A 23,050-nucleotide genomic window follows, 5' to 3' on the forward strand; every position below is an offset into this window, starting at 1 on the left:
GGGAGTAGACAAAGATGCGCAGGGCGATCCGCTTCCCGGAGGTGGTCGAGGCTCACCGCATGCGCATCTACGAGACGTTCACAGTGCACTTCGAGCGGGCGGCCAGGGAGGTGGCCCAGCTCGACGGCAACGCTTCCCTCGCTTCCGTGTACGTCTCACGGTCCGCCTGGGACCGCTGGATGGCCGGCGACATCAAAGGTCTTCCGCGGCAAGCGACGTGCCGGGTCTTGGAGCACCTCTTCGGCGAGCCAGCCGAGCAGCTGTTCGGCCCGCTGGAGCCGGAGGCCGTACATCAGGTCGGCGCCGGGCCAGCAACGGTCGTCGACTCGGTGGGGTCGCCGCATCTGGCCGCCATGGAGTCGTTCCGGCTCGCGGACCGCCAGCTCGGCGGTGGGCACGTGTACCGGTCCGTGGTGCACTACCTCAACACGGCGGTCGCGCCGACCCTCTTCGGCTCGGCGGGCAGCAGCGAAGACGGTGAGGTCGCCTTCGGTGCGGCGGTCGTCCTAACGGAGATGGCCGCGTGGATGGCTCACGACGCCGGGCGCGACGACCTGGCATCCGGGCACTTCGACCGCGCCCTTCGGCTGTCGCAGAGCCTGACCGATGGGACTGCGGGTGCGAACGTGCTGGCCGGCATGAGCCACCTGGCGTTGCAAACCGGCCGTGTCGACGTCGCGGCTGATCTCGCCCGCAGCGGGCTCGCCCGACTCGCCAGCGGTCCGCGGGTGCCGACTCTCGAGGCCCGCCTCCACGCCATGGAGGCTCGGGCGTTCGCCCAGTTCCACGCCGAACGTGAGGCGCAGCGAGCACTCGACGCGGCACGTGAATCCCTGGTGCTCGCGCGGACCGCGCCGGCGTCCAGGTGGGTGGCTCCATTCGACGAAGCGGCGCTTGCCAGCGAGGGCGCCTCCGTGCTCCTGGATCTCGGCGCGCTCAAGGCCGCGGCCAGGGAGGCAGAGCGCGCCTTGGCACTGCGGGACGCGAGCCGGGTCCGCAGCAGGGCGTTCGGGCAGGTCACGTTGGCGCGAGTCCTGCTCGCGCAAGGGCAGCTCGATGCGGCGTGCTCGGTCGGCATGGAACTACTGAACGCCTGCCAGTCAGTGACGTCTCTTCGGCTCAGCAGTCAACTCGCGCTACTGCAAAACGATTTCGATCGGCATCATCAGGTTTCCGAGGTCCGTGAGCTTCTCTCGCGGATGACCACCACGGCGCAGCACCGTAGATTGCTGCTCGGCAGTCTCGCGCTCCCGGAAGGTCCGCAGTGAACGATGCACCCAGGCCGGGCGACCCCGGCCGTGACGCCTACCTGGCTGAGGGAAACGCTCGGCAGGCCCGGAAGCGGGCGGCTGCCGACGCCCTGATCCGAGACCAGGCCGGAAGGCTGCTTCTGGTGAACCCGACCTACAAGGACGGGTGGGACCTTCCCGGTGGCATGGCCGAGGACAACGAGGCTCCGGAGGACGCCCTACGGCGGGAGCTCCGCGAGGAGCTCGGCCTGACGGTTGCCAGCCTACGGTTCCTCTGTGTCGATTGGGTCGGGCCCCACGGCCCGTGGGACGACCTCCTCGGGTTCGTCTTCGATGCCGGCGTCCTGTCACCAAAGCAGGCCGCCAAGCTGAAGCCGAGCGACGAGGAGATCTCCGAGCACCACTTCTTCGAGGTCGCACAGGCCCTGCCACTGTTGCCGGAGCGCCAGCGTGCCCGGGCCGTCCACGCCCTAAAGGTCCTGGACAACGGTGTCCCGCGTTACCTCCGCAACGGAGTTGCCCTCTGAGTAACGCGGCCGTCACACCTTGATGGAGGGGATGCGCTCCTCGGGCTGGATCACGACGGTCCGGATGCGGGTGAACACTTCGTCGATCACCGCGAGCTCGTGATCGGACAGCGGCTGGCCGAGGAAGCGGAGGTCGTGCCCGGCCCGCTGTTGGTCGCCGGTACCAGCGCCGGCGACCAACACAGCGTTCGGCACCTGCTGAAGGATGAACCGCAAAGCCACCCGGGCCAGGGCGTCTGGGGATGGGCCGAAGAGGCCAGCCAGCTCAGCGAGACCATGGCTGAGTGCTGACTTCGTCGCTTCCGCACAGTTGGCCGAGCCTCCCCACGCAGCCAGAGCGCGGTCCACACGGCCACCTGCGAGCGCGCCGTGGGCTAGCGGCGAGGCAATGACCAGGCTGACACCGTGGCGGGCGGTGAAGGCACCGAGGTCTTCGTCTCCCAGGTCGGCCAGCGGGAGCAAGCCACTCGCCTGCGTCCAGACCACGTCGGGACAGATTCGGTTGAACAGATCCAGGAAGCGTCGTATCGAGCGGGCCGAGGAGCGGAAGCCCGGACCACGGAGCCCGATGGATCGGATCTGGCCGAGATCGCGCAGCGCTCGTATCTGCTCGATGACCGGGTCGAGGTACCGGTCGCCGGGGCCGAAGTCCCAGGACTCGAGGGTATAGAGGGCCAACTCGTCCAAGTACAGGTTTTCGAGCGTCTGCTCGAGCTGATGGCGAACGCGTGGGCCGGCGTAGGGGTGTGGAGCAGATCCCTGGACTTGGCCGACCTTGCTGGCAACCTGCGCACGGTGACCGCGGTGCTCCCTGAGCACTTTGCCGAGGAGCCTCTCGGCGTGGCCGCACCGGTAGCCGTCGGCCGTGTCGAACAGCTGTGCTCCGGCCTCGCCGCCGCCCGCTTCCAAGGCGCGACGGAGCCCGTCGAGCAGCCGTGCGTCGTCCGGTTGAACGGCGCTCGGCGCCCAACGAGAGGTTCCGCTGCTGACGCCCAGCGGGTGCACCATCAGGTCGGGGGCGAGGCGGCGGGGTACGAGATCGCTCGGTGTCATCACTCGGCGTCTCCCGCTCGGTAGAGGAAGATCGCGATGACGCGCTTCCCCTTGTCGTCGCGCTGGACTCCCCAGGCGCTTGCCAGTACATCCACCAGAAACAGACCTCTCCCGCCTTCATCGTCTTCATCGGCAGCCAGAGGCTTCCCCGGCACCGCCGTGGTGTCTTCACCGCGGTCCCGAACCTGGACAGCCACTCCCCAGTCGTACACGTCGAGGGAAATGTCGAGCGCCGCTCCAGCATGCTCGACTGCGTTGCCCACCAGTTCGTCGGCCACTAGGACCACGTCGTCCATGTATCCGCTGTCGGCCTTCCCCGCGAGGGTCGTGCGGACTATGCCACGGGCGGCGCGCTGCGGGGCATCAAGGTCGCAGAGGTCGATCGCAGCGTGCGTCGTGGGGCGGCCGGCATCGCGGACTTGGCCGGATGGCAAGACAGTGCTGGTGGGACCAAGCACGGGGATCACTCCTCGCTGCATTCGCGATGCCCGGGGGCACGGACTGGCAAGTCCTGCTGAATACCGTGGCCCATGTCGCGGCGCAGGTGATAGCGAAACCCGTCCCCACTTCTCCCCACTTCTCCGCCGACCCCGTCGACTTTCGGGCTGGGAGGAAGCGCCAGCGGGTTGGGCGTCGCACAAAAGGGCGATATTCGCGCACTCTCCGCACGCAGCGACACGTTGCCAAGTGTGCCCCCGCGCGCCCGCTCCATCAGCGGTTGGAATCATTTCAAGCGCCAGGAGCCGCTCTCAGCTGGCCGGATTCCCCGTCGCCACCCCTGGCGCTCTACCAAGCGGCCCTTACCACTGACCCTGAATTCGGTCAAGCACTCTCAGGGAAGTGGGGTGAAGTGGGGTGGTGAAGTCGATCTCCACTGGAGGGACTTCCAGGGTGGGCGTCAGACCAGGATCGGTGACCGAATTCGGCACTATTGTCCGCGCTCTGGCGGGAGGTGAACAGGTATCTCGGTCGTTCTCCATGCCGCCTAAGTGGGGAGAAGTGGGGGCCGATTCCGCTATCGGAGCACGCCAAGAAGCGGCAACGCTATTCGCAGTTCCTCCGCCTCGACGCACACGGAAAGGTTCCCGTGATCCCTCTCGTTTCGCTGGCTCTCGGCACCCTGCCCGGTGTCAAAGGCCGGGCAGTCAGCTCGGTAGGGCGGCGGCTCGTAGCTCGGCCGCTTCGCCTCGGATGGTGACGTGAGCGCCGAACGCGTCACTCCCACAACGATCGCCCCAACGCCAGGCCACCTGTTCTGGCCACGGACACGCCCCGCTCGTGCTGCTCCTCCGCCATCACGGCTCAGCCCGCTTCCCGAGAGACAAAGGAAGAGCTCATGCCCGCCATCCTGCGCTCAGCAACCGAGTTGGGCGTCCTGACTCGTACTCAGAAGTCCGTCGCCGGGATGATCGCGGCCGGCCTCAGCAACCAGCAAGCCGCCGCCGCGCTCGGGATCAAAGCCGGCACGCTGAACCAGCACGTCATGAGCATCGGTTACAGGTTCGGGGTCACCTCCCGCCCGGCCAAGGTTCACGCGGCACTGGCCAGCGGCCAGGCCCCCGCCCCAGAGGCGCCGCACACTGCACCGGACTTCACGGCCGAAGAGCTCCTGCTGCTCCACGCACTCGCTACCCACTCGGAGAACGAGGAGATTGCTGCGGCCGCGCACCTGGCCCTGGCTCTGGTTACCTCGCGCATCCGCGACCTGGTCGAGAAGGCCGGCGCGCTCAACCCCAGCCACCTGGTGGGCCTGGCGCACACCTGGCAGCTCCTGGGCACCGACACGGCCACGCAACCGGGGGCACCGCCCCCCACTCGGTCGGATCGTCCTGCCACCGGGGGCACGCTATGACGACGCCGTTCCAGGCCGTGCCTCAGCGTCCCGACCTTGCCCAGGACCTGATCCAGCGAGCCAAGGCCGCCGACGGGAACTGGCGGGCTGCCCGCACGACGGCGGCCCTACAGGGGCAGGTGTCTGCAGGGCTCAGCGCGGCGCTGATCACCGACCGGGCCAACACCCAGGTGCTCCAGCGCATCATTTCTGCTCATGGGTGGCCCGGCCTCAGCCTCGTCGGAGAGGAAGCCGCGCGAGCCGCGCTAACCCTCGCGCTGCACGCCGAGCACGATCCCCGTGCCCAGGACGAATTCCTTCGCGCAGTCCACGAAGCCGCCCAGCACCGTGAGGCGACGCCCGGCCAGTGGGCGCGTCTGTACGACCGGACTCTGGCACGCGGGGGGAGGCCACAGGTCTACGGCACACAACATCGTCTCCGGCCCGACGGTGAGCTGGAGCTCCACCCTGTCCAAGACCGAGAACAGCTCGACTCCCGGCGCGCACAGGTCGGCCTACGCGTCTACGCCGAGCAGTTCCAGCTACTACGCGAACGCCTGTCCGGCAAGAGCAACTCGTTACCGGACCCGGAGAACGAAGCCGACCCCGTCCTAGCTGAAAGCGGGCAGGCCCGATGACCGACACCACTGCGCCTCGCCGCACCGCGCGGACGAGGGCCACAACGGTGCCGAGGACGCGCGATGGCTACGGCTCCATCCCGCACTGGGTGCCCCGAGACCAGGTCGAATCCGTTGTCGTGGGCGACCACTTCGACGTTGTCCGGATGCCGGAGGCGATCGGACGCCGGGTGATCGCGGCGCTCGGAGACGAGTGCGGGATGGTCCTGGCTAGCGGTCTGGCCGACAGCATGGACTTCCTGGTCGAGCCCGGAGTCCTGAACCCGGGTTGGCGAGCCTGCGGAGCCCGGCTGCGGCGAGCCGACGGCCGCCTGAGCGTGCCGCCTGCGGCGGTGCGATCCGGCCGGGACGTGCACTGGGCGGTCCCGCCCGGACGGCTGGCGGCCACGGCGCCCGGCGCCCTTCTCGCCGCCCTCGGAGTACCCGAGCCGACCTGACCACCCCCATCCGCTCCGCCCCCACCCGATGACGAGCACCGCCCTTGGAGGTGAACGTGAGTACCAGGTCAATCATCGGCCGCAGCAAGCACCGACGTACCACACCCCCGCCGGAGGCCGAGCAGGACGGCCTTCGACACCAGTTCGCCGAGGCCGGCCGGACGGCGGTGGCCGAGTTTGTCCGCGGCAGCCTGCCCCGTGTGCTCCGCACGGTCCGCCCCGGCGGTCTTCCTCTGCACCCGAGTGCCCCACCGGAGCTGCAGCAGGCGGCATGGCAGATCTCGAACTGCCTCGGTCAGCTCCAGAACGCGGACCGCCAGGACCTGCGGGCCAGCATCGAGCCCCTCCTCGAAATCCTGGCCGACCAGCGCCGCATGCTCGCCCGGCAGCAGCAGTCGGTCACCGACCCCAATCAGCTCGCCCTGATGATGAGCCTCGACCACACCAACGCGATGGCCCACCATGGCGTGCTGCGTGCGCTCGTGTTGGCCGGCGGCGCCTGGCCCGAGAGCCGCCGCAGGCCCGCCGCCCTGTTTGAGGTCGCACAGGGCGCCCAGTGCGCGATCGCCGACTTCCAGCGCGTCGAGGTGGCCGGAGACTCCGCTGTTCAGGTTCACGGCGGTGTGGTCGAGCCGCTGATGACGGCCTTGGCCGAGCTGCTCGACAACGCAGTCCTTGCCTCCGCCGGAGGTGAGAAACCCGTGCACCTGCACGTCGGGCGCACCGTCGATGGCGGCGCGCTGGTCACCATCACCGACGCCGGCCCCGGTATGGATGATCTCGCCCTGGCGGCGGCCACCGCGCTGGTCGAAGGGCGGCTCCACCCGGCGTCCGACGCGACGCCCGCGCCCGGGACCGTACGACCGGCTCCGCGCCAGCCCCGTCCCCGGACCGGGCTGCGGACCGTGGCCTTGGCGGCGGCCGCGCTCGGTCTCCACGTCCAGCTGCAGTCCGCCCCGGGCAGCGGCACGTGCGTCACCGTCCACGTGCCCGTCCACCTGCTCGCCCCCGCTGACGCTCCGCCGGCACCGCTGGCCTTCGCCCCCACACCCAACGCCGAGACCCTGGAAGACACGCTCCGATGATTCAGGCCCGCACCGACCTCTCCGAGCCCCTGACCGCCCTGGCCGGACGGGTCCCCGGTATCCGCCACGCGCTCCAGGTCAGCCGGGACGGACTCCTCCTGGCGTCCACCAAGGGCATGCCCCGCGACATCGCGGACCCCCTCTCCGCCGCGGTCACCGGCATGGGCCACCTCGCCGCCGGCGTCGCCCGGGTACTGGAGGGATCGCCGACCCAGCACATCTCCATCGACTACCACGACGCCCAGCTGCTGATCGTGACCGCGGGCGACGGCTCACTGCTCGCTGTCCTCGCAACTGGTGAGGCCGACCTGGGAGCGATCGCCGGGGAACTCGTGGTGCTGGCCGACCGCCTGGCTCCTGCCACCGTGCTGCCGGCCTGACCCCCGGTGCCGAGTCCCGCACGCCGTCCGCGACCGCTGGAGAACCCGATGCACACCACCCGAGTCCCTGCCCAGGACCAGGCCTCGTTCCCGCTCGAGCCGGTGTGGCTGCCGGGCCACACGATCCGGCTCTACTGCGGGCGTGCCTTCGAGGTGCTGCGGTGCAACTCACAGGAGGCGGAGAGGGTACTGGCCGCGATCGGCCCCGCCTGCGGGCCGGTGATCACCTCGGCGCTCGGCTACTCCGACTTCCTCCTTCCGCCGGGAGAGCACTTTCGGGAGGCGGTGCCGCGAGCGAGCGGGGTGCGGATGATGCCGCAGGGCACCCAAGTCGATGTGCCGCCGCTGATCGCCACCCCCGCGGACGGCCTGTACTGGCGGGTCCGGCCGGGCGCCGGGTTCACCCGGCTCGCCGACGTCGCCGCAGCGCTGCGCCCTCCCGCGCCGGGCGCCACGCGCCCGGGCCCGTCCCTCACCGAGCGTCCGGTGCCCGGCGACGCGGCCCTCGCTGCTGCGCCCAGGTGGAGGCCGGTCAGATGACCGCGACCCGCCTCTGCTCCGTTCACCCCGATCACCCGAAGGAGCCCGTGATGCCCCCCGAAGCGCCCGCGTCCAGCACTACGACGCCCGACACCAAGGTGGACAAGCTCGTCTTCTTCGCCCCCGCCCAGGGCTGGGGGCGGCTGAAGAGCGGGACCTTGGTCTTCGACGACGGCGGCCAGCTGGGTCCCGGCGGCGAGGTCGTGCCTCCCGTGTACGAGCGGGTGACCTGGTGAGAGCCGCTGTTCCCGGCCGCATCGCGGGGTGCTTCTCCCACGTCCCGGCAACCGCCCCCCGGCTCACCGAGCAGCAACGGGTTGCCCTCAAGGGCGGGCCGGCCGCCCACGACCGGCTCGCCGCCTGGCTCGCACACTCCGAGACGACCGCCGACCCGTGGGCGAACCCCACCGTGCCCGCGGAGATCGACGGCACGGGTCGGTTCGAGGTAGTGCGCCTGCTCGAGCCCGTCGCTGTCGCCGCCATTGCCCGACTGCTGCTGGCCGGTGCCCCGGTCGGCCCGGTACTGGCCACCACCCCGCGGCACTGCCTGGAGCTGCTGTGTGAACCGGGCACCGCCTGCGGCCTTGCCCTGTACGGCGTCGTCCATGCGGCGCACTCCGTGCGGTGCCCTCGTCCCGGCCGCACCGCACGGGGCCGGTACTGGCTGTCCGTGCCATCGGCCGATCTGCTCACCCGGCCCGTTGACCTGGTCGAGGCAATGCTCGCTGACGCCCCGGCGCCCGGTGGTGCGGCATGACCGCCACCACCGCCTTCCACCACGACGTCGGGAGTCTTCCCGGCGCGGCCCAGGCCCAGGTCGTCGCGGACACATCCGGGCTGCCGGTGGCGCTCCTGGCCTCCGCCGACACCCGCTGGACGACGGCCGAAGCAGCCGACGTCGCCGGTCCGGCGTTCACGATCTGCCGGTACGTGGATGGCAGCCGGACCGAGGTCCATCCCCTGTCGGGTTCCGCTGTCCGATCCGCGCGGGGCCGGGAGCGCTTCGTCCGGGCGATGCTCGCCGCCACCGTGCCCGACGGCGAGGCCGCAGGTTTCCTCAGCGTCTTCCTCCAGGGGCGGCTCCAGGAGTCCACGGTGTGCGCCGACGGGACGTGGCGCTGCTACGCGAACGTCGTCGGGCAGTGGCTGGTGCTGGCAGTCGTGCCCGACCGCGCCGGCAAGGGCAGCGCCCCCAACTTGGTCTTCGTGCACCCCGTCGGCCAGGACCGGGGGGCCGCCGCATGAGGCAGACGCGAACCTTCGCCGTTAGGGGGGACACCACCGGCAACCGGCCGCTGGTCTTCGACCCGCTGACCGGCGCCGCCCACCGCGGCCCGCAGCCGGTACCCGCTGGCCGGGTGATCATGGACCACCAGCAGGTCACCGGCTGGCCGGAGGAACGGCGGACTCCTGTGCTCGCGGTCAGCGGTCCCAGCAGGCTGTTCACCGACCAGCACCAGGTGCTGCCCGCACTCGACCGGGTCGGCATCGTCGCGGTGAACCTGTTGGCGACCCGGCTGGACGAGGCCTTGGTCCGCTCCGCCGAGCAGCTGAACCGCGCGGGGCTGCTGGTGACCGTGACGACCAACCGGCCCGGCCTGCCGAGCCTGGCCGAGGAACTGGTCGGCGTCGTCCACGCCCTTCGGGTGCAGCTCCACGCGGCCACCGAGTACGAGCACGACCGAGCGGCCCTGCCGCACCAAGCCAGCTACCGGCAGTCGCTGAGCGGCATCCGGTCAGCGGTCGACGCCGGGCTGCCTGTCCAGCTCCTCGTCGAAGCACCACCGCCCGGTGCCGGGGATGCCGAGCGGATGCTTCTGGTCAATGCCGCCGTCCACCAGGCGGCCCATCTGCGGGTCTGCGGACTCACCCTGCTGCCGCGCCCTGGCAGCTCCGTCGTCCGCCCGGCCACGCACGGCACAGGCCAGGCTCCGGAGGTCCGGGCCCGGCTGCTGATCCAGCTCGGTAGCACCGGCCTGCCGGTTGCGACCCGGATCGGCGTCGGCCGTGCGGAGAGGCCGGTGTCCGGGTTGGGCGCTCTGGCCACACTGGGATCAGCTCTCACCGTGGCGGATGTGGCCTGATGGCGCGGGCACCGCTGTCCCCGGCCCAGGCGCCGGTCCCGTACCTGATGGCCTGTCGGGACGAGGAGCAGGAGAGGCCCCCGGCCATCCACACCATGAACGGTCCCACAGCGGCCGGGATCAACTACGCCGACGGCGTGCTGCAGTGTCCTGACCCGGTGCGGTTCCAGGGCAAGCCGGTCCCGCTGATTCTGGCCTGGACGGGGGAGGAACCGCCCGCGCCGGCCCCGCCCCGCGAGACGGACATCCGCTCCATCGACGGCGTCCGGTGGGAGACCTGGACCGGCAAGCCGCAGGGAGAGCCTCTGTGGACGGTGCACCACCCGGCCAGGCAACTGGAGCTCATGGACTCCAGGACCCGATGCCTGGTCGGAGGCGGCCCGGCCCACCGCACGCGCAGCGGACTCCTCTGGCTCCTGCCGACCGATCCCACCCAGGCGGACCCGCGTTCTACTACCGCGATCCGGACCGCGAATCCGCCGCTCTGCCTACGCCACGCCCACCAAGCACAGCGGCACTGCCGCCGCCTCGCGGTCGAATGCCTAGTGCTGGTGGTGCCGGAAGTCGAGATCGTCGCAGTCCGCGGCACCGTGCACCGCCCCGGTGCGGACCCGCGCTGGGAAGAACTCGACCTCGACCACCCCGACCTCGAGTTCATGGTCGGCCAGCAACTGGTTGCCGAGCTGCGCAACCCCGTCGTTCTGCGTGAGCTGCCGCCGCTTACCTCACCGAACCGGAAGGGCAACGAGTCGCCCAGCGACCAGTCTTCTGCCCCAGCCGTGCTTGCCAAGCAGGTCACCGCCGCCTGCTCCGAGGTGTCGAGCTGATGCCGAACACCGTCCACGCGCCCCGAGAGGGCCCCGTCGTGCTGCACCCGCCGATCAGCCGGGCTCGCCCGCCGTAGCGGCGAGGAACACCGAAGTTCCATCGCCCCGCACCTGTCTGGAGACCTTGCTGTGCCCCCCGTTCCCACCGCCGCTCGTCCGGCACCCATAGGCATCCACGCCCCGAATGAGCGGACCGCCGCCCTGCCGACTGCCGCACCGCGCGTCCTCCTGGGCGCGGACGCCAAGACCGCTGCCCTGGAGGGGGTGGCCAGCGAGCCGTGCCCGTGCGGCCACACCATCGTGCTGGCCGCAGACGAGGCGGCGCTGCTGCTGCCCCTCGCCCACGGCCTGACCACGGCGGCCATCGCCCGCCAGCTCGGCCTGAAGGAGCAGCAGGTCACCACGGGCATCAAGGCGTTGCGTACCGTCTTCGGGGTCGAGCGGATCCCGCACCTGGTGGACTCGGCGATCCGGTGGGGGTTGATCGACCCGGGATCCGTCGCCCCGATCCGCCCGGGGCGGCTCAGCCGCGACCTGAAGGCCACCGAGCGCGGCGCGCTGGCGAACGCCGCCGCCGGATCGAGCGCGGAGGCCAGTGCGAAGGACCTGGGCATCTCGACCGGGCGGGTGCACAAGGTCCTGGCCGCGGTCCGGGACGTTCTGCTGGCCCGCGACACCACCCACGCCGTCACCCTCGGCCACCGCCTGCGCCTGCTGCCCGACACCCACCCGCATCTCGCCGCCCACGCGGCCGATCTCGCCGAAGCAGGAGCCGCGTGAGCACCGACAGCCGTAACGAGATCGGCGGCGGAGTCTTCGGCGCGGCCGTGCAAGCCCGCTCGATCGAGACCTTGACGATCAACTCCGCCGCTCCGGCCGCCCGGCCTCCCGTGCAGCGCCAACTTCCCCGTCCCGGAGCGCACTTCCTTGACCGGCGCGACATTGCCGCGCGCCTGACCGACCAGCTGGGCCGCACTCCGGACCGTATTCACGTCCTCCACTCCCCTGCCGGCATGGGCAAGACCGCCCTCGCCACCAACCTGCTCACCGCGCTGCCGCTGCCGCCCGGCGGCCAGCTGTACGCGGATCTGCGCGGCGCGGCCATCGACGGGCCGGCCCGCGAACTCGACGTCCTGGCCCGGCTGCTGCGCTCGCTCGGCTGGGACGGCCCGTGGCACGACCTGAGCGAGGCCGCCGCGTGGTGGCGCAGCGCGACCGCGGAGCGCCCGATCACCCTGCTGCTGGACGACGCTGCCACCGCTGAGCAGGTCCTCGCCGTGCTGCCCGCGGCCGGATCCACCGTGCTGGTCACCACCCGCACCAAACTGCCCGGCCTCGTCACCGTCGGCGCCGAGCACCACGAGCTGGGGCCCCTGCCGTCGGCCGAGGCGATGGAGCTGCTGATGCTCCTGGCCGGAGCGCAGCGCGTATCCGATCCGGCCGCGGCCCGCGCGACCGTCGAGGCATGCCAGCACCGCCCACTACTGATCGCCCTGGCTGCGGCACGGCTGCAGACCAACCCCGGCGCCCGGCCACTGGAGCACGCCGTCGGCGATCCGGTGCCACACCCCGACGAGACCCCGGACGTGATCACCCTGCATCTCAACGAGTCGTACCGGACCCTGTCCGAGGAAGGGGCCGCCGCCTACCGGGCAGCGGGGACCGTGCCGTTCACCCTCGTCACCGGGCCGATGCTCGCCGCCGTCCTCGGGACGGACGCTGCGACGGCCCGGCGGAGCCTTGCCGAACTGGAGCGCACCGGGCTCGCGGCGGCCACCGGCAACGCCCTCGCTCTGGTCCCGGCCGGCCACGGCCGGCGTGCCGCCGCCGACCTTGCCGAACTCACCGACAGCCCGGAGCGGCTGACCGATCAGCGGCGCCGGGCACTGGAATGGTGGTTGGCCGCCCTCACCCGCGCCGAACGGCACCTGGCCCCTCACCACCGCGAACTGGCCCGCACCTACCTCCACCCGGTCGCCGTCGGCCCAGACCTCGGCTCCCGCGAGCAGGCGTGGACGTGGTTGGCCGGCGAGGAAGACCAGATCCGCCTCGCACTGGCCGCCGCCGCGGCGGCTGGATGGGACGACCTCCTCTGGCAGGTGGTCCACGCACTGTGGCCGCTGTGGCACCGGCTCCGGCCCTACGAGCTGTGGCTGTGGGCCTGCGAATTGGCCGTCGGCGCCGCCCGCCGCATCGGCGATGGGCTGGTCCTGCGCGAGATGCTCAACCAACACGGGGTGGCTCTGCGCGGCCTGCACCGCCCCGCTGACGCTCTCCCCCTGTTCGAGGAGGCCCTGGACCTGGCTCTCCGGGATGCGGATCTGCGCGGCGAGAGTCAGCACCGGCACGAGATCGGCGCCACCCTGATCGAGATCGACCGGGTCAGCCCCGGTGATCTCCCCACCGCCGAGCGGGCCGCCGCCGCCCTTCCGCACCTGGACGAGGCTCGGCGACTGCGCGAGCAGATCGGCTACGGGCGCGGTGTGGCGGTCACCGACATCTTGCTCGGCCAGGTGCACGCCGCCCTCGGAGACCACGGCGAAGCGCTGGCCCACCTGGACGAGGCCCGTGACGCCCTGCTGGCCGTGCACGATCTCCACGACGCCGCCCGGGCCCTCGCCTGGCACGGCCGGATCCAGCTCCTCACGGGCGAGGCCGCCGAAGCGGCCCGGACCCTGCACCACGCACAGTCGGAGTTCGCCGCGGCGGGTTCGCGCGCCTGGCAGGCGCTGACCTTGGAGTGGCGCGCGGACGCGGCCTCGGCCGCCGGCCACCAGGACAAGGTCGTCGAGCTGTTGCGCGCGGCGCTGGCGGCCTACAGCGGAAACCCCCGCGACGCCCGACGGCTCCAGACCCGCCTGGAGCAGGCGGGTGCGGACGAACGCTCCGGCCCGCCGTGACCCGGCCGGGCGCCGCCCGGTGCGGCGGCGCTGCTCCCGCGCGGCCCCGGCCGTCAGCCTCCCCGTCTTTGAGCCGCTCCCACCCATACCGAAACGGAACAGCCACCACCGTGCAGACCACCACCTTCGCCCCGCCCGCCGTCGCGCCGAGCACCCCGTTGGAGGAGCTCGTCCCCCTGAGCGACAACCGGGCCGCCGTCCTGCTGAGTACGAGCGGGGTCGTCGAGTACGGCGCCCACGAGATCGGCGGCAGCCTCCACTTCGCCCGGCTGCTCGGCGACCACCGGCACGGACAGTGGAGTCTCGCACCGGCCGGGGCAGGCCGGGCCGACCGCAGCCACTGGGACGGCGACAACCTGGTCCTCACCCAGGAGTGGGACATCCGGTCGGACGCCGGCCGGCCCGTCCGCACGGTCCGCATCATCACCTTCATGCCGCCGCAGCCCCACGGCGGCGCCCCCAGCCGCCTCCACCAGATCGTCGAAGGCGTCACCGGCGCCGTCGAGATGCACTCCGTCTTCCAGCCCCGCTTCGAGGACGGGCGGCTGCCCGGCCACCACGAGATCCTGGAACGGCCCGACGGCCGACGCACGCTGCGGCTGGCCGCCGGCCCCGTCACCCTTCTCCTCGACGGCCCGGACCACACCCGCGACGCCTTCGGCCGCTGGACCGCCGCCTTCACCGCCGCCGAGGGCAGTCGGACGGCGCTGACGCTGACCATCGGCGACCCGGACCCCGGCAACCGCCCGCATCCCGACACCGACCTGCTCGCCACCCGCCGCGACTGGCAGGAGTGGACCGCCGAACTCTCCTACACCGGCCCCTACCAGGAACCCGTGCGGCGCAGCGCCATCCTGCTGCGAGCCCTGACGATCCGCCTGACCGGCGCCGTCTCGGCGGCGCTGACGCGCAGCCTGCCCGAGGCACTTGGCGGCGAGCGGAACTGGGACTACGAGGCGTGTTGGCTACGGGACAGCGCACTGACGATCCTCGCCCTGGTCCGGCTGGGCAAGCTGGAAGAGGCGGCGAGGTGGCGGCGATGGCTGCTGCGCGCCATCGCCGGGGACGTGCAGAACCTGGCGATCATGTACCAGTTGGACGGCTCCCGGACGCTGACGGAGCGGGAGCTGGACTGGCTGACCGGCTACGAGGGCTCCCGCCCGGTGCGGGCCGGCAACGCGGCCGCCACCCAGGTGCAGAACGACGTCTACGGCGAGGTCGTCGAGGCGCTGGTGGCGGCCGAGCGCGCGGGCCTGCCCGCCGACGCCGGCGTCGACGCTCTCATGGTCGCGCTCGGCGAGGAGATCATGCGCATCTGGCGCAGGCCCGACGCCGGGATCTGGGAGGTCCGCGGACCCAAGCGGCGCTTCACCCACTCCGCGCTGCTGTGCTGGCAGGGCCTGCATCTGCTGGTCGAGTGGGCCCAGGCCCGCGCGACCACCGGCGCCGCGGTCGCCGACACCGCGACCATCGCCCGGTGGGCGGCCGAGCGGGACACCATCAAGGACGACGTCCTCCAGCACGCCTACAACCCTCAGGCCCAGGCATTTACCCAGTACTACGGCGGCCGCGACCTGGACGCCGCGGTGCTGCTGATGGCCACCAGCGGCTTCCTGCCCTCGGACGACAAGCGGCTGATCAGCACGATCGACGCCATCCAGCGCGAACTCACCGATCCCGCCGGGTTCATCCGCCGCTACCTGCCGGACCCGACCGGGAGGGTCGACGGACTCACCGACGACGAAGGCGCCTTCCTCGCCTGCTCCTTCCACCTGGTCGAGGCGCTCGCCTACATCGGCCGCACCGACGAGGCCCACGCCCTGTTCGACCGGCTCCTCGGGCTGCGCACCCCGCACGGCGTGTTCACCGAGATGTGGGACGCCACGAGGCGGCGTCCGCTCGGCAACACGCTGCAGGGCTTCCCCCTGTGGGCCCTGATCGGGGCCGCCCTCCGACTGTCCCTCGTCCCCGGCACAGGCGACCGGGTCACGCTGCCCGGCCAGCGCACCGCGGACACCGAACAGGATGCCGCGGCGGTGGCCGCATGAGCACCATCCCCCTGGCCGACGTCGCGTCGGCGGCCGTAATGCCGCCCGCGCCGCTGCTCGACGCCGCCGAGCTGGCGCTGCTGCGGTACGCGATCCTGCCCGGCGGACGCCAGACCCGCCTGGCCGCCACCGGCCTGCGGCCCGCAGACATCAAGGACGCTGGCGACCGGGCGTGCTGCCTGGTCGGCGCCGCGACCCTTGTCCAGGCCGGTGCCCTCGTCGCCGCCCACCAACTGCTGAGCGCCGACCAGCTCGAGATCGGGCAGATCCTGCCCCGGCACCCCACGGCGCGCCCCGCCGAAGCGCTCGTCCTCGCCGTAGGCGGGCACACCGCCGAGCAGACGGCGGCGGCCATGGGCGTCACCGAGCACACCGTCACCGCGTACTGGCGCCCCCGAGAACTCGGCGCCCGTACCCCGGGGCAGGCCGGCTACGCCGCGATCGCGACCGGCCTGCTGACCCTGAACCGCATCCGCCCCAGCTACCCGGACCTCACCCTCGCCGCCTACCTCGGCGGCGAGGGCCCGGCGGCACCGAAGGAGAGCGCGTGACCGGCAACCCGACCCTGCCCACCGGCCCGCTGTGGCCGGTGCGGGCGGAACTCCCGCTGACCGACCCGGCCGGCCACGTCCTACTCATCGGCGCCCGCACCCGTGCGGTCACCGCCGAGCTCGTCCACGGCCAGCCCCGCACGGTCTCCATCGGCACCGGAGCGGAATGAGCAGGCGCAGGCCCGGGATGGGCCCCGGAGAGAACAGCACCGCCACCGCCACCGCCGGCTCCGGCTCCGGCTCCGGCCGTCCGGCGCGCCGGACGGCCGCGGCGGACACCGCAGTCGGGGGCGGCGGCCAGAGCGAGAGCCGGGGGCGGGCGTGATGAGCACAGCCGACCTCGCGCCCCGGCGCCCCGCTGCGGCCCCCGCCGGGGGGCCGCGCGGCGCAGGGCTGACCGTGAACGCGGCGAACCCGCTGCGGCTGGCGGTGTTCGGCGCCCCGGCGCTGCACATCACCGCGCTTGCCTCCGCGCTCACCCGCCGCGGGCACCAGGCAGCCACCTACCCCGGGCCTGCGTCGATCGCCGCGACACCGGCCCGGCCGCTCACCGCGCTGCTCTTCGCCGTGGCCACGTTCGACGACACCGCGGCCGCGCAAGTCCGTGAGCTGCGCGCGGTCCTGCCCGCCGTGCCAGTGGTCTCCATCGGGCCGCCCGACCCCGCCGGGGTGCTCGAGCTCTTGAGAGCGGGCGCCTGCGGCTTCCTGCCCATCAGCGCCGGCCTGGAGGAGGTCGAACACGCCTGCCGGCTCGTCCGGACCGGACGGGCCGTCATCACCGCCGACCTCCTCCGCGACGCCCTCGCCTCCCTCAGCCGCGCAGCCTCGCCGCACGACCAGGAGCGGGAGCGCCTGCTCGGCGCACTCACCGCCCGCGAACTCGAAGTCCTCCGGCTGATCTGCGACGGCCTGACCACCGACGAGATCAGCACCCGGCTCGGGATCACGGTCAGCACCACCCGCACCCACATCCAGCGGCTCCTCGCCAAGCTCGACGCCCCCACCCGCCTGGGCGCGGCCGCCATCGCCGACCGGTACGGCCTGCTGGCCGATCGTCCTGCCGCTCCACCCCTGCAAGGAGAACGCACAACATGACAGGAGGAACGGGTGGCCCGGCCGAGCTTGCGGAGTTCCTCCGGATCAAGAAGCAGAAGGAGGAAACGACGCTCCTGGCGGATCCCGTCACGGACTTGAGCATCCTCCAGGACCGCGTGTTCGGTCGGCTGCTGCGAAGGGTCTGCGCGGACGGTGGGGCTCCGGAGCCGTTCAGGGACGAACTGGTGCTGCGGGTGAGCGCCGGCCGGATCCGCGCGCCGTACCTGCGCACCCTGCTGCTCGGCGACAAGACGCCTGGCGTCATGCCGCTGGCTGTCGCGGCGTGGGAGGCGATGGCAGCAACACCGCGCAAGGCGGTCACCGTGCTGACCGCCCACAACCAGGCCACCGACGAGTCCGCTCGGCTGGTGGTCCGCCAGGTCCCGGCTTCCGGGGACGGAGTGGCCGTCCAGGCCGGCCGGCGCTCGGACGGCGGGTTCGCGCACGGCGCCGCCGCCTTCGCCTACAACCTGGAGGCAGCGCAGGACCTGGCCTTCCTAAGCCTGCTCGGACACCTCAGCGGAGCCCACCCGGTCGCCCAGGACGAGCCGGACGGGGACAACTGGTCGCCGCACGGTGCCAAGCCGGTGCCGGAACCGCAGGCCGCTGGTCCGGGCGCGTTCCACAACGAGCTGCTGCGGCTGTGCGCGCTGGAGACGGTGGCGCCAGCGGTCCTGGCCGAGATCTCCGCCCGGGCCCGTGCGGGTGCCCTGACGGCGCGCGACCTCCACCAGGTCCTGTTCCGTGCCGCCGGACCGCAGTGGGAGCCGGTACGCCGGTACGCGCTGGAGGCCGCGGCAGCCCCCGGCAAGGCTCAGGCGGTGTTGAAGGTCCATGCCAAGGCCGCGGGAGTCCGCGGGCCTCGCTACCACGAGAGGCTGGCCACGGACTCCGCCGGCCACGCGAAGCGCTTTGCCGTCCGAGTCGTCCACGGCGTCGGCGAGCATGTGCACGAGGTGACCAGCGGTGCCCACCGCTCACCGACGGTGGCCCGGTCGGTTGCCGCACTACGCCTGCTGGCCAACCTGGCCGGTCTTCCGGCGCCCGACCTCGACGGGACTGCCGCCGCGGGCCCGCAGCCCGGCACTCCAGGCGGGGACGAGGGCAGCGTCGCCACGCTGCGCGAGATGGAACAGGCCATGCTCCTGACCGGCTTACGGATCGAGGAGTCCGACACGCTGACCGGCACTTCCCCGCTGTTCACCTGCCGCATCTCGTGCAGCGCCGGAGGCGAGGACCTCGACAGCACCGGGAGCGGAGCGAGCACAGGAAGCGCCCGGGGCAAGGCGGCCGATGCGATGCTGCGGCGCGTCCTCGACCTTCCTTCCCTCCAGGCCCGGCAACCGCAGCGAACGCCGGTGAGGATGGTGGCCCCGCCGGAGCGCACCGACGGCCGGGACCCGCTGCGGGTGGTGCAAGTGCTGCGCGACCAGCGGACAATCACCGACCTGAAGGTGGACTTCGGCGTCCCGACCGGCCCGATGTTCTCGTGCACCATCTCCTGCCGCATTCAGGACTCCGCCTACACGGCCACCGCCCGCGCCGTCGGCAAACAGGCTGCCCGGCGCGAAGCCGCGCGCGCCCTGCTGAGGCGGCTCAGCACCGTCCCCGCACCCACCGCCGCCGGTACACCTTCCACGCCACCGGCCCCCGCTCCCGTGCACGTCCCGGCGCAGCGCCGCGCGCCGGCGGCGAGCACCGCCGAAGCGGTGGCGGCTGAGCGGGCGGTGCGCGACGTCCTGCTGGACGGTGCGGCGCTGGTCGCCCAGCTGGTGGACGGCGGCGTGGCGATGGCCCTGTTCCGGGTGGACGGCGCTTCGCTTCCGGGCGGCTGCCCCGCGCCTCTGCTGGAGGCCGACCTCGAGCTGGTCCTTCCGCACATGGGCGTGGGCGTTCGGGCGGTCACCGTTCCCATCTGGCGAGCACCGGTGCGGCTGCTGACCGGTGTCCTGGCCCAGCTGCCGGACCAGGGCCTGCATCCGTCGGTGCGGCTGTGGGCGAGGGCGACCCGGCTCGCGCTGACCGCGATCGCGGCCGGACTGCTCTATCCAACCCTGGACGCCGGCGAACGCGACGTGTGGCGCCTGGGCCCGCTCCCCGCGGCGCTGGCCGCCGAAGCCGCAGGGCTGGCCGATGCCATGCCGCCCCACGCCCACTGCGCGCCGGCTGCCCGCGCGCCGTACCGGTTGTGGGCGCCGCGTACCGTGCTGCGCCAGTACCTGGACGCCGTGGCCGAGGCGGTGGTCCGCGGGCCCGGCGCCGCCGCCGTCCTGGGGACCGGTCCGTGGAGCGGCCCGGTCCCGCGGCCGCACCAACCGCGACTTCGGGCCTGGTGCGACCAGGTGGAGCGCAGCATCGGACACCGGCTGCCGCCGCTGGTCCTGACCATCAGGCAGCCGTCCGAGGGCAGCCCCCTGGACACCGACCTCCTGTGGGCTCAGCTGGGCGTGCGCACCGCCACCACGCGCGGCGGGCGCCTCCATATCGTCCCCGCCGCGGAGTACCTGCCCGTCGCGGGCTGCGACCCCGCCCGGCTGGAGCGGGTCCGAAGCGCGCTGCGGGCGGCTGAGCCCGCCTGGCCGCCGCTGGGCCGGCTGCTTGAGCAGGAGCGGCCCGGCCGGTTCACCGTCCGGCCCGCCGAAGCGGCCCTGCTCCTGGGCGAGATGGGCCAGCGCCTCACCCGGGCCGGCGTCGAGGTCGCCTGGCCCGAGAACTGGGCGATGGGGCTGCAGCTGCGCACCGTCGTCGGCTCCCGCCCCGTCCCGGAGGCCACCGACGCCCCGCACCGCTTCGGCCTCGCCAACCTGCTCGACCTCCGCTGGCAGCTCGCCCTCGACGGCGACCACCTCACCGAGGCGGAGATGGACGCCCTCGCTGCCTCGGCCCGGCCGCTGCAACAGGTGCGGCGGCGCTGGGTCCTCCTCGACTCGCCCACCGCCCACCGCGCCGGTCACCGCGACATCGGCACCCTCGACGTCCCCCAGGCTCTGGACGCCGCGCTGACCGGCGCCGCCGCCGTCGACGGAGTGGAACACCCCTGCGATCCGGCCGGACCGCTCGCCGACCTGGTCGAAGCGCTGCGCCCCGGCGCCCGCGAACCCGTGCCCGCGCCCGCCGCGCTGACCACCGCGCTGCGCGATTACCAGGAACGCGGCATGAGCTGGCTGGCCCACACCCTGAACCTCGGCTTTGGAGCCGTCCTGGCCGACGACATGGGCCTGGGCAAGACCGTCCAGACCATCGCGCTACGGCTTCACCGCCGGGAACAGGCTGCCCGGCCGTACCCGGACCTGATCGTCGCACCGGCGAGCATGATCACCGTCTGGCAGCGCGAGATCGCCCGCTTCGCCCCCGGCACCCCGACCCACACCTACCACGGCCCTGAGCGCACCCTCGACGGCGTCACCGCGGACACGGTCGTCATCACCACCTACGGCACCCTGCTGCGCGACATTGACGCCCTGGCCGACTTCACGGTCGACCTCCTCATCGTCGACGAGGGGCAGTTCACCAAGAACCACTTGAGCCTCACCGCCCGAGCCCTGCGCCGCATCCGAAGCACGCGGCGCATCGTGCTCACCGGCACCCCCATGGAGAACCGCCTCCTGGACCTGTGGTCGGTCGCCGACCTCGCCAACCCCGGACTGTTCGGGACGGTGCGCGCCTTCGGCGAGCGATTCGCCCGGCCGATCGAGGCGGACCCCGGCGGCGAGGCGACCCGCCGCCTGTCCCGGCTCATGAGCCCGTTCCTCCTGCGCCGCCGCAAGAGCGACGCCCACATCCTCCAGGAACTCCCCCCGAAGATCATCTCCCACCGCTACATCCCGCTGACGCCCGAACAGGCCGACCTCTACGAGCGGGTGGCCCAGGAGGCGATGGAGCGCATCCGCACCGCCGAGTCACCGCTCCGACGCGCACTGGTCCTGACGCTCCTGTCCGAGTTGCGGAAGGTGTGCAACTCGCCCGCCCACTACCTGCGGGAGGACCCCCAGGACCCGGGCACCTACGACGTGCCGGCGGCACGGCGCCGCTCGGGCAAGCTCGCGGCTCTCGACGAACTCGTCGAACAGGTCCAGGAGGAGAGCGGCGGGGGCGCGCTGGTGTTCACCAACTACGCCGTGATGGGGCGCCTGCTGGTCGCCCATCTCACCGCGCAGGGCATCGCACCGTTGTTCCTGCACGGCGGGATCCCGCCCGGCCCCAAGCGGCAGCACCTCGTCGACGCGTTCCAGGACGGGCGCAGCCCGGTCCTGATCAGCACGATGAAGGCCGGCGGCAACGGGCTGACGCTCACCCGCGCCGCGGACGTCATCCTCTACGACCGCCCCTGGAATCCGGCCGTCGAGGACCAGGCGACCGACCGCGCCCACCGCCTCGGCCAGGACCGCACGGTCCGCGTCCACCGGCTGGCGACCGAGCTGACGGTCGAAGACCGCGTCGACGCCCTGCTCCACCACAAGCGGACCCTGGCCGACGCCGCCGTGCCCCATGCCGCGGAGACCGCGCTCGGAGAGCTCTCGAATGGCGAACTCGCCGACCTCATCACCCTCGGAGCGCGCCCATGACCCCCAACGGCCCGTGGGCCCAGGCCTGGCAGCTCGCCGCCCAGCAGGCCTCCGCCCGCCAGCACACCTTCCTCCAAGGAAGCGCGATCCACCTCGCGGGCGGGGTCGGCGACCTGAACCTGGCCGCCGGGAGGGCCACCGGGCTCGTCATCGCGCACCAGGACGAGCCGGCCCGCGCCCGGCTGGACCTCCTGCCGTTCACCGCAGACGAACTGGCCACGCTCGGCGCCGCCCTCGCGGCCGGCCCGCACCGGGAACTGCTGCTCGCCGGGCACCTCCCGGCAGCGCTCACCGACTCCCACCACACCGGCGACGTCGCCATCGCCCCCGACCCCGCGCACTTCACGTTCGACTGCTCTTGCGGCCAGGCACCCTGCCGGCACACCGCCGCCCTCGCCCACGCCGTCACCGACCGCCTCAACGCCGACCCCGCCCTCCTCCTTCTCCTACGGGGGCTCCGCGGGCACCGTCTCACCCAGCTCCTCCACGACCACGCCCCCGCCGCCCGCCCCAAGCGCCAACGCCAGTACGCCGCGTTCGTCCCCGCCCACCAGGCGTTCCAGACCCGGTCGGCCGCGCTGCCCAGCACCCCCGCGGCATCCGGCCCCCTCCCGGAGCCGGACGCCGTCACGTTCGCCGACGCTCCGCTGCCCGCTCCGCCCGAACCCGCCCCCGCACTCGCCCAGCTACGCCATCTCGCCGCCCTCGCGGCCGACGAGGCCCAGAACCTCCTGGCGGGCAGAGGCACGCTGGACAGCGACCCGGTCAGCGACGCCGTCCGCATCGCCGCCGCCCTGCCCGGCGCCCAGAAGGTACCCGACCTCGCCCACCGCCTCGGTCTGGAACCCGACGAACTGCGCCTGCTGCTGGCAGCCCACGAAGTGGGCGGTGCGGCCGGAGTGCGGGCCGCCCGGGCGGACTTCCCCGCCGATCCGGCTCTGCTGGAGCGAGCGGAGCAGGCCATCGGCCCGCTCCGGCCCGCCAGCCGAGCGCCCCTGTCGGCCGAGGGCAACCGGATCACCGACACGCTCGTCGGCGTCCAGGTCCGCGTCGACGTTGACGGGAACTGGCACCCGTTCACGGCGGACGACGGCGACTGGAGGCTCGCCGGGCCGGCGGCCCGGGATGCCGCGGGCGCGTACCGCAGCGCTCTGGCGTCCCGCCGCAGCCGCACGAAGGTCTTCTCCCAGGACCGAGGCCGGCATGCGTGAGCTGACGGTCACCCAGATCCCGGCAGCG

General features: G+C 72.7%; 23 protein-coding genes. 21 read left to right on the top strand and 2 right to left on the bottom strand.

Annotated elements, in window-relative coordinates:
- Positions 1–14: 14 nt before the first annotated feature.
- Together F7Q99_RS35420 and F7Q99_RS35425 are read left to right on the top strand one after the other, a co-directional pair.
- Complete coding sequence (locus F7Q99_RS35420) at positions 15–1,268, top strand: hypothetical protein (protein ID WP_153470018.1); 1,254 nt, start codon at positions 15–17, stop codon at positions 1,266–1,268.
- Positions 1,265–1,777, top strand: a complete 513-nt coding sequence (locus F7Q99_RS35425; protein WP_326847495.1) for an NUDIX hydrolase — start codon at positions 1,265–1,267, stop codon at positions 1,775–1,777. Before F7Q99_RS35420 ends, F7Q99_RS35425 begins: the two co-directional genes overlap by 4 nt.
- A gap of 12 nt (positions 1,778–1,789) precedes the next feature.
- Here F7Q99_RS35425 and F7Q99_RS35430 read toward each other — a convergent pair whose 3' ends face one another.
- Positions 1,790–2,830 carry an aldo/keto reductase gene (locus F7Q99_RS35430; protein WP_153470020.1) on the bottom strand — a complete coding sequence of 347 codons (1,041 nt, stop codon included), beginning with the start codon at positions 2,828–2,830 and terminating at the stop codon, positions 1,790–1,792.
- Positions 2,830–3,288, bottom strand: coding sequence for an ATP-binding protein (locus F7Q99_RS35435; RefSeq protein WP_326847496.1), 459 nt, complete (start codon positions 3,286–3,288; stop codon positions 2,830–2,832). Before F7Q99_RS35435 ends, F7Q99_RS35430 begins: the two co-directional genes overlap by 1 nt.
- A gap of 878 nt (positions 3,289–4,166) precedes the next feature.
- On the opposite strand from F7Q99_RS35435, the gene F7Q99_RS35440 reads away from it, so the two are divergent.
- The 19 genes from F7Q99_RS35440 (at position 4,167) to F7Q99_RS35530 (ending at position 23,022) form a co-directional block, all read left to right on the top strand.
- Positions 4,167–4,682 (top strand): LuxR C-terminal-related transcriptional regulator, encoded by a 516-nt coding sequence (locus F7Q99_RS35440; protein WP_153470026.1) that lies wholly within the window; start codon positions 4,167–4,169, stop codon positions 4,680–4,682.
- A complete protein-coding gene (locus tag F7Q99_RS35445; RefSeq protein ID WP_153470029.1) occupies positions 4,679–5,299 on the top strand; it encodes a DUF6624 domain-containing protein in 621 nt (206 codons plus the stop codon). Before F7Q99_RS35440 ends, F7Q99_RS35445 begins: the two co-directional genes overlap by 4 nt.
- 89 nt (positions 5,300–5,388) lie before the next feature.
- Positions 5,389–5,736 (top strand): hypothetical protein, encoded by a 348-nt coding sequence (locus tag F7Q99_RS35450; RefSeq protein WP_153470032.1) that lies wholly within the window; start codon positions 5,389–5,391, stop codon positions 5,734–5,736.
- Between the two features lie 56 nt (positions 5,737–5,792).
- Positions 5,793–6,821, top strand: coding sequence for an ATP-binding protein (locus F7Q99_RS43495; protein ID WP_153470035.1), 1,029 nt, complete (start codon positions 5,793–5,795; stop codon positions 6,819–6,821).
- Complete coding sequence (locus F7Q99_RS35460; protein ID WP_153470038.1) at positions 6,818–7,201, top strand: roadblock/LC7 domain-containing protein; 384 nt, start codon at positions 6,818–6,820, stop codon at positions 7,199–7,201. The genes F7Q99_RS43495 and F7Q99_RS35460 overlap by 4 nt, the downstream gene beginning before the upstream one ends.
- A gap of 48 nt (positions 7,202–7,249) precedes the next feature.
- The gene (locus tag F7Q99_RS35465; protein ID WP_153470041.1) at positions 7,250–7,741 is read left to right on the top strand and encodes a hypothetical protein; all 492 of its coding nucleotides are present in this window, start codon (positions 7,250–7,252) and stop codon (positions 7,739–7,741) included.
- A 50-nt stretch (positions 7,742–7,791) separates the two neighbouring features.
- Entirely contained in the window at positions 7,792–7,977 is a 186-nt protein-coding gene (locus tag F7Q99_RS35470) for a DUF5999 family protein (protein ID WP_153470044.1), read from the top strand.
- Entirely contained in the window at positions 7,974–8,498 is a 525-nt protein-coding gene (locus F7Q99_RS35475; protein WP_153470047.1) for a hypothetical protein, read from the top strand. Before F7Q99_RS35470 ends, F7Q99_RS35475 begins: the two co-directional genes overlap by 4 nt.
- Positions 8,495–8,986 carry a hypothetical protein gene (locus F7Q99_RS35480; RefSeq protein ID WP_153470049.1) on the top strand — a complete coding sequence of 164 codons (492 nt, stop codon included), beginning with the start codon at positions 8,495–8,497 and terminating at the stop codon, positions 8,984–8,986. The genes F7Q99_RS35475 and F7Q99_RS35480 overlap by 4 nt, the downstream gene beginning before the upstream one ends.
- Positions 8,983–9,825: a hypothetical protein gene (locus tag F7Q99_RS35485; RefSeq protein ID WP_153470052.1), complete on the top strand. Its 843-nt coding sequence runs from the start codon at positions 8,983–8,985 to the stop codon at positions 9,823–9,825. The genes F7Q99_RS35480 and F7Q99_RS35485 overlap by 4 nt, the downstream gene beginning before the upstream one ends.
- Positions 9,825–10,652: a hypothetical protein gene (locus F7Q99_RS35490; protein ID WP_153470055.1), complete on the top strand. Its 828-nt coding sequence runs from the start codon at positions 9,825–9,827 to the stop codon at positions 10,650–10,652. The genes F7Q99_RS35485 and F7Q99_RS35490 overlap by 1 nt, the downstream gene beginning before the upstream one ends.
- A gap of 129 nt (positions 10,653–10,781) precedes the next feature.
- Positions 10,782–11,432, top strand: coding sequence for a helix-turn-helix domain-containing protein (locus F7Q99_RS35495; protein WP_153470058.1), 651 nt, complete (start codon positions 10,782–10,784; stop codon positions 11,430–11,432).
- Positions 11,429–13,552: a tetratricopeptide repeat protein gene (locus F7Q99_RS35500; RefSeq protein ID WP_153470061.1), complete on the top strand. Its 2,124-nt coding sequence runs from the start codon at positions 11,429–11,431 to the stop codon at positions 13,550–13,552. Before F7Q99_RS35495 ends, F7Q99_RS35500 begins: the two co-directional genes overlap by 4 nt.
- 110 nt (positions 13,553–13,662) lie before the next feature.
- Complete coding sequence (locus F7Q99_RS35505; protein ID WP_153470065.1) at positions 13,663–15,600, top strand: glycoside hydrolase family 15 protein; 1,938 nt, start codon at positions 13,663–13,665, stop codon at positions 15,598–15,600.
- Positions 15,597–16,151 carry a hypothetical protein gene (locus tag F7Q99_RS35510; protein WP_153470068.1) on the top strand — a complete coding sequence of 185 codons (555 nt, stop codon included), beginning with the start codon at positions 15,597–15,599 and terminating at the stop codon, positions 16,149–16,151. Before F7Q99_RS35505 ends, F7Q99_RS35510 begins: the two co-directional genes overlap by 4 nt.
- Positions 16,148–16,321: a hypothetical protein gene (locus F7Q99_RS35515; protein WP_153470071.1), complete on the top strand. Its 174-nt coding sequence runs from the start codon at positions 16,148–16,150 to the stop codon at positions 16,319–16,321. The genes F7Q99_RS35510 and F7Q99_RS35515 overlap by 4 nt, the downstream gene beginning before the upstream one ends.
- A 154-nt stretch (positions 16,322–16,475) precedes the next feature.
- Positions 16,476–17,246 (top strand): response regulator transcription factor, encoded by a 771-nt coding sequence (locus F7Q99_RS35520; RefSeq protein WP_153470073.1) that lies wholly within the window; start codon positions 16,476–16,478, stop codon positions 17,244–17,246.
- Positions 17,243–21,811: a DEAD/DEAH box helicase gene (locus F7Q99_RS35525; RefSeq protein ID WP_153470076.1), complete on the top strand. Its 4,569-nt coding sequence runs from the start codon at positions 17,243–17,245 to the stop codon at positions 21,809–21,811. The genes F7Q99_RS35520 and F7Q99_RS35525 overlap by 4 nt, the downstream gene beginning before the upstream one ends.
- Complete coding sequence (locus F7Q99_RS35530) at positions 21,808–23,022, top strand: hypothetical protein (protein ID WP_153470079.1); 1,215 nt, start codon at positions 21,808–21,810, stop codon at positions 23,020–23,022. Before F7Q99_RS35525 ends, F7Q99_RS35530 begins: the two co-directional genes overlap by 4 nt.
- Positions 23,023–23,050: the final 28 nt, after the last annotated feature.

Origin of the sequence: Streptomyces kaniharaensis, from assembly GCF_009569385.1 — a bacterium.
In the GTDB taxonomy this organism is placed as follows: domain Bacteria; phylum Actinomycetota; class Actinomycetes; order Streptomycetales; family Streptomycetaceae; genus Kitasatospora; species Kitasatospora kaniharaensis.

What these genes read in the sequence shown, in the direction of transcription:
- F7Q99_RS35430 (WP_153470020.1), bottom strand. Translation starts at nt 2,830, where the DNA reads ATGACACCGAGCGATCTCGTACCCCGCCGCCTCGCCCCCGACCTGATG.
- F7Q99_RS35460 (WP_153470038.1), top strand. Translation starts at nt 6,818, where the DNA reads ATGATTCAGGCCCGCACCGACCTCTCCGAGCCCCTGACCGCCCTGGCC.
- F7Q99_RS35530 (WP_153470079.1), top strand. Translation starts at nt 21,808, where the DNA reads ATGACCCCCAACGGCCCGTGGGCCCAGGCCTGGCAGCTCGCCGCCCAG.
- F7Q99_RS35510 (WP_153470068.1), top strand. Translation starts at nt 15,597, where the DNA reads ATGAGCACCATCCCCCTGGCCGACGTCGCGTCGGCGGCCGTAATGCCG.
- F7Q99_RS35470 (WP_153470044.1), top strand. Translation starts at nt 7,792, where the DNA reads ATGCCCCCCGAAGCGCCCGCGTCCAGCACTACGACGCCCGACACCAAG.
- F7Q99_RS35490 (WP_153470055.1), top strand. Translation starts at nt 9,825, where the DNA reads ATGGCGCGGGCACCGCTGTCCCCGGCCCAGGCGCCGGTCCCGTACCTG.
- F7Q99_RS35485 (WP_153470052.1), top strand. Translation starts at nt 8,983, where the DNA reads ATGAGGCAGACGCGAACCTTCGCCGTTAGGGGGGACACCACCGGCAAC.
- F7Q99_RS35520 (WP_153470073.1), top strand. Translation starts at nt 16,476, where the DNA reads ATGAGCACAGCCGACCTCGCGCCCCGGCGCCCCGCTGCGGCCCCCGCC.
- F7Q99_RS35465 (WP_153470041.1), top strand. Translation starts at nt 7,250, where the DNA reads ATGCACACCACCCGAGTCCCTGCCCAGGACCAGGCCTCGTTCCCGCTC.
- F7Q99_RS35445 (WP_153470029.1), top strand. Translation starts at nt 4,679, where the DNA reads ATGACGACGCCGTTCCAGGCCGTGCCTCAGCGTCCCGACCTTGCCCAG.
- F7Q99_RS35420 (WP_153470018.1), top strand. Translation starts at nt 15, where the DNA reads ATGCGCAGGGCGATCCGCTTCCCGGAGGTGGTCGAGGCTCACCGCATG.
- F7Q99_RS35525 (WP_153470076.1), top strand. Translation starts at nt 17,243, where the DNA reads ATGACAGGAGGAACGGGTGGCCCGGCCGAGCTTGCGGAGTTCCTCCGG.
- F7Q99_RS35480 (WP_153470049.1), top strand. Translation starts at nt 8,495, where the DNA reads ATGACCGCCACCACCGCCTTCCACCACGACGTCGGGAGTCTTCCCGGC.
- F7Q99_RS35440 (WP_153470026.1), top strand. Translation starts at nt 4,167, where the DNA reads ATGCCCGCCATCCTGCGCTCAGCAACCGAGTTGGGCGTCCTGACTCGT.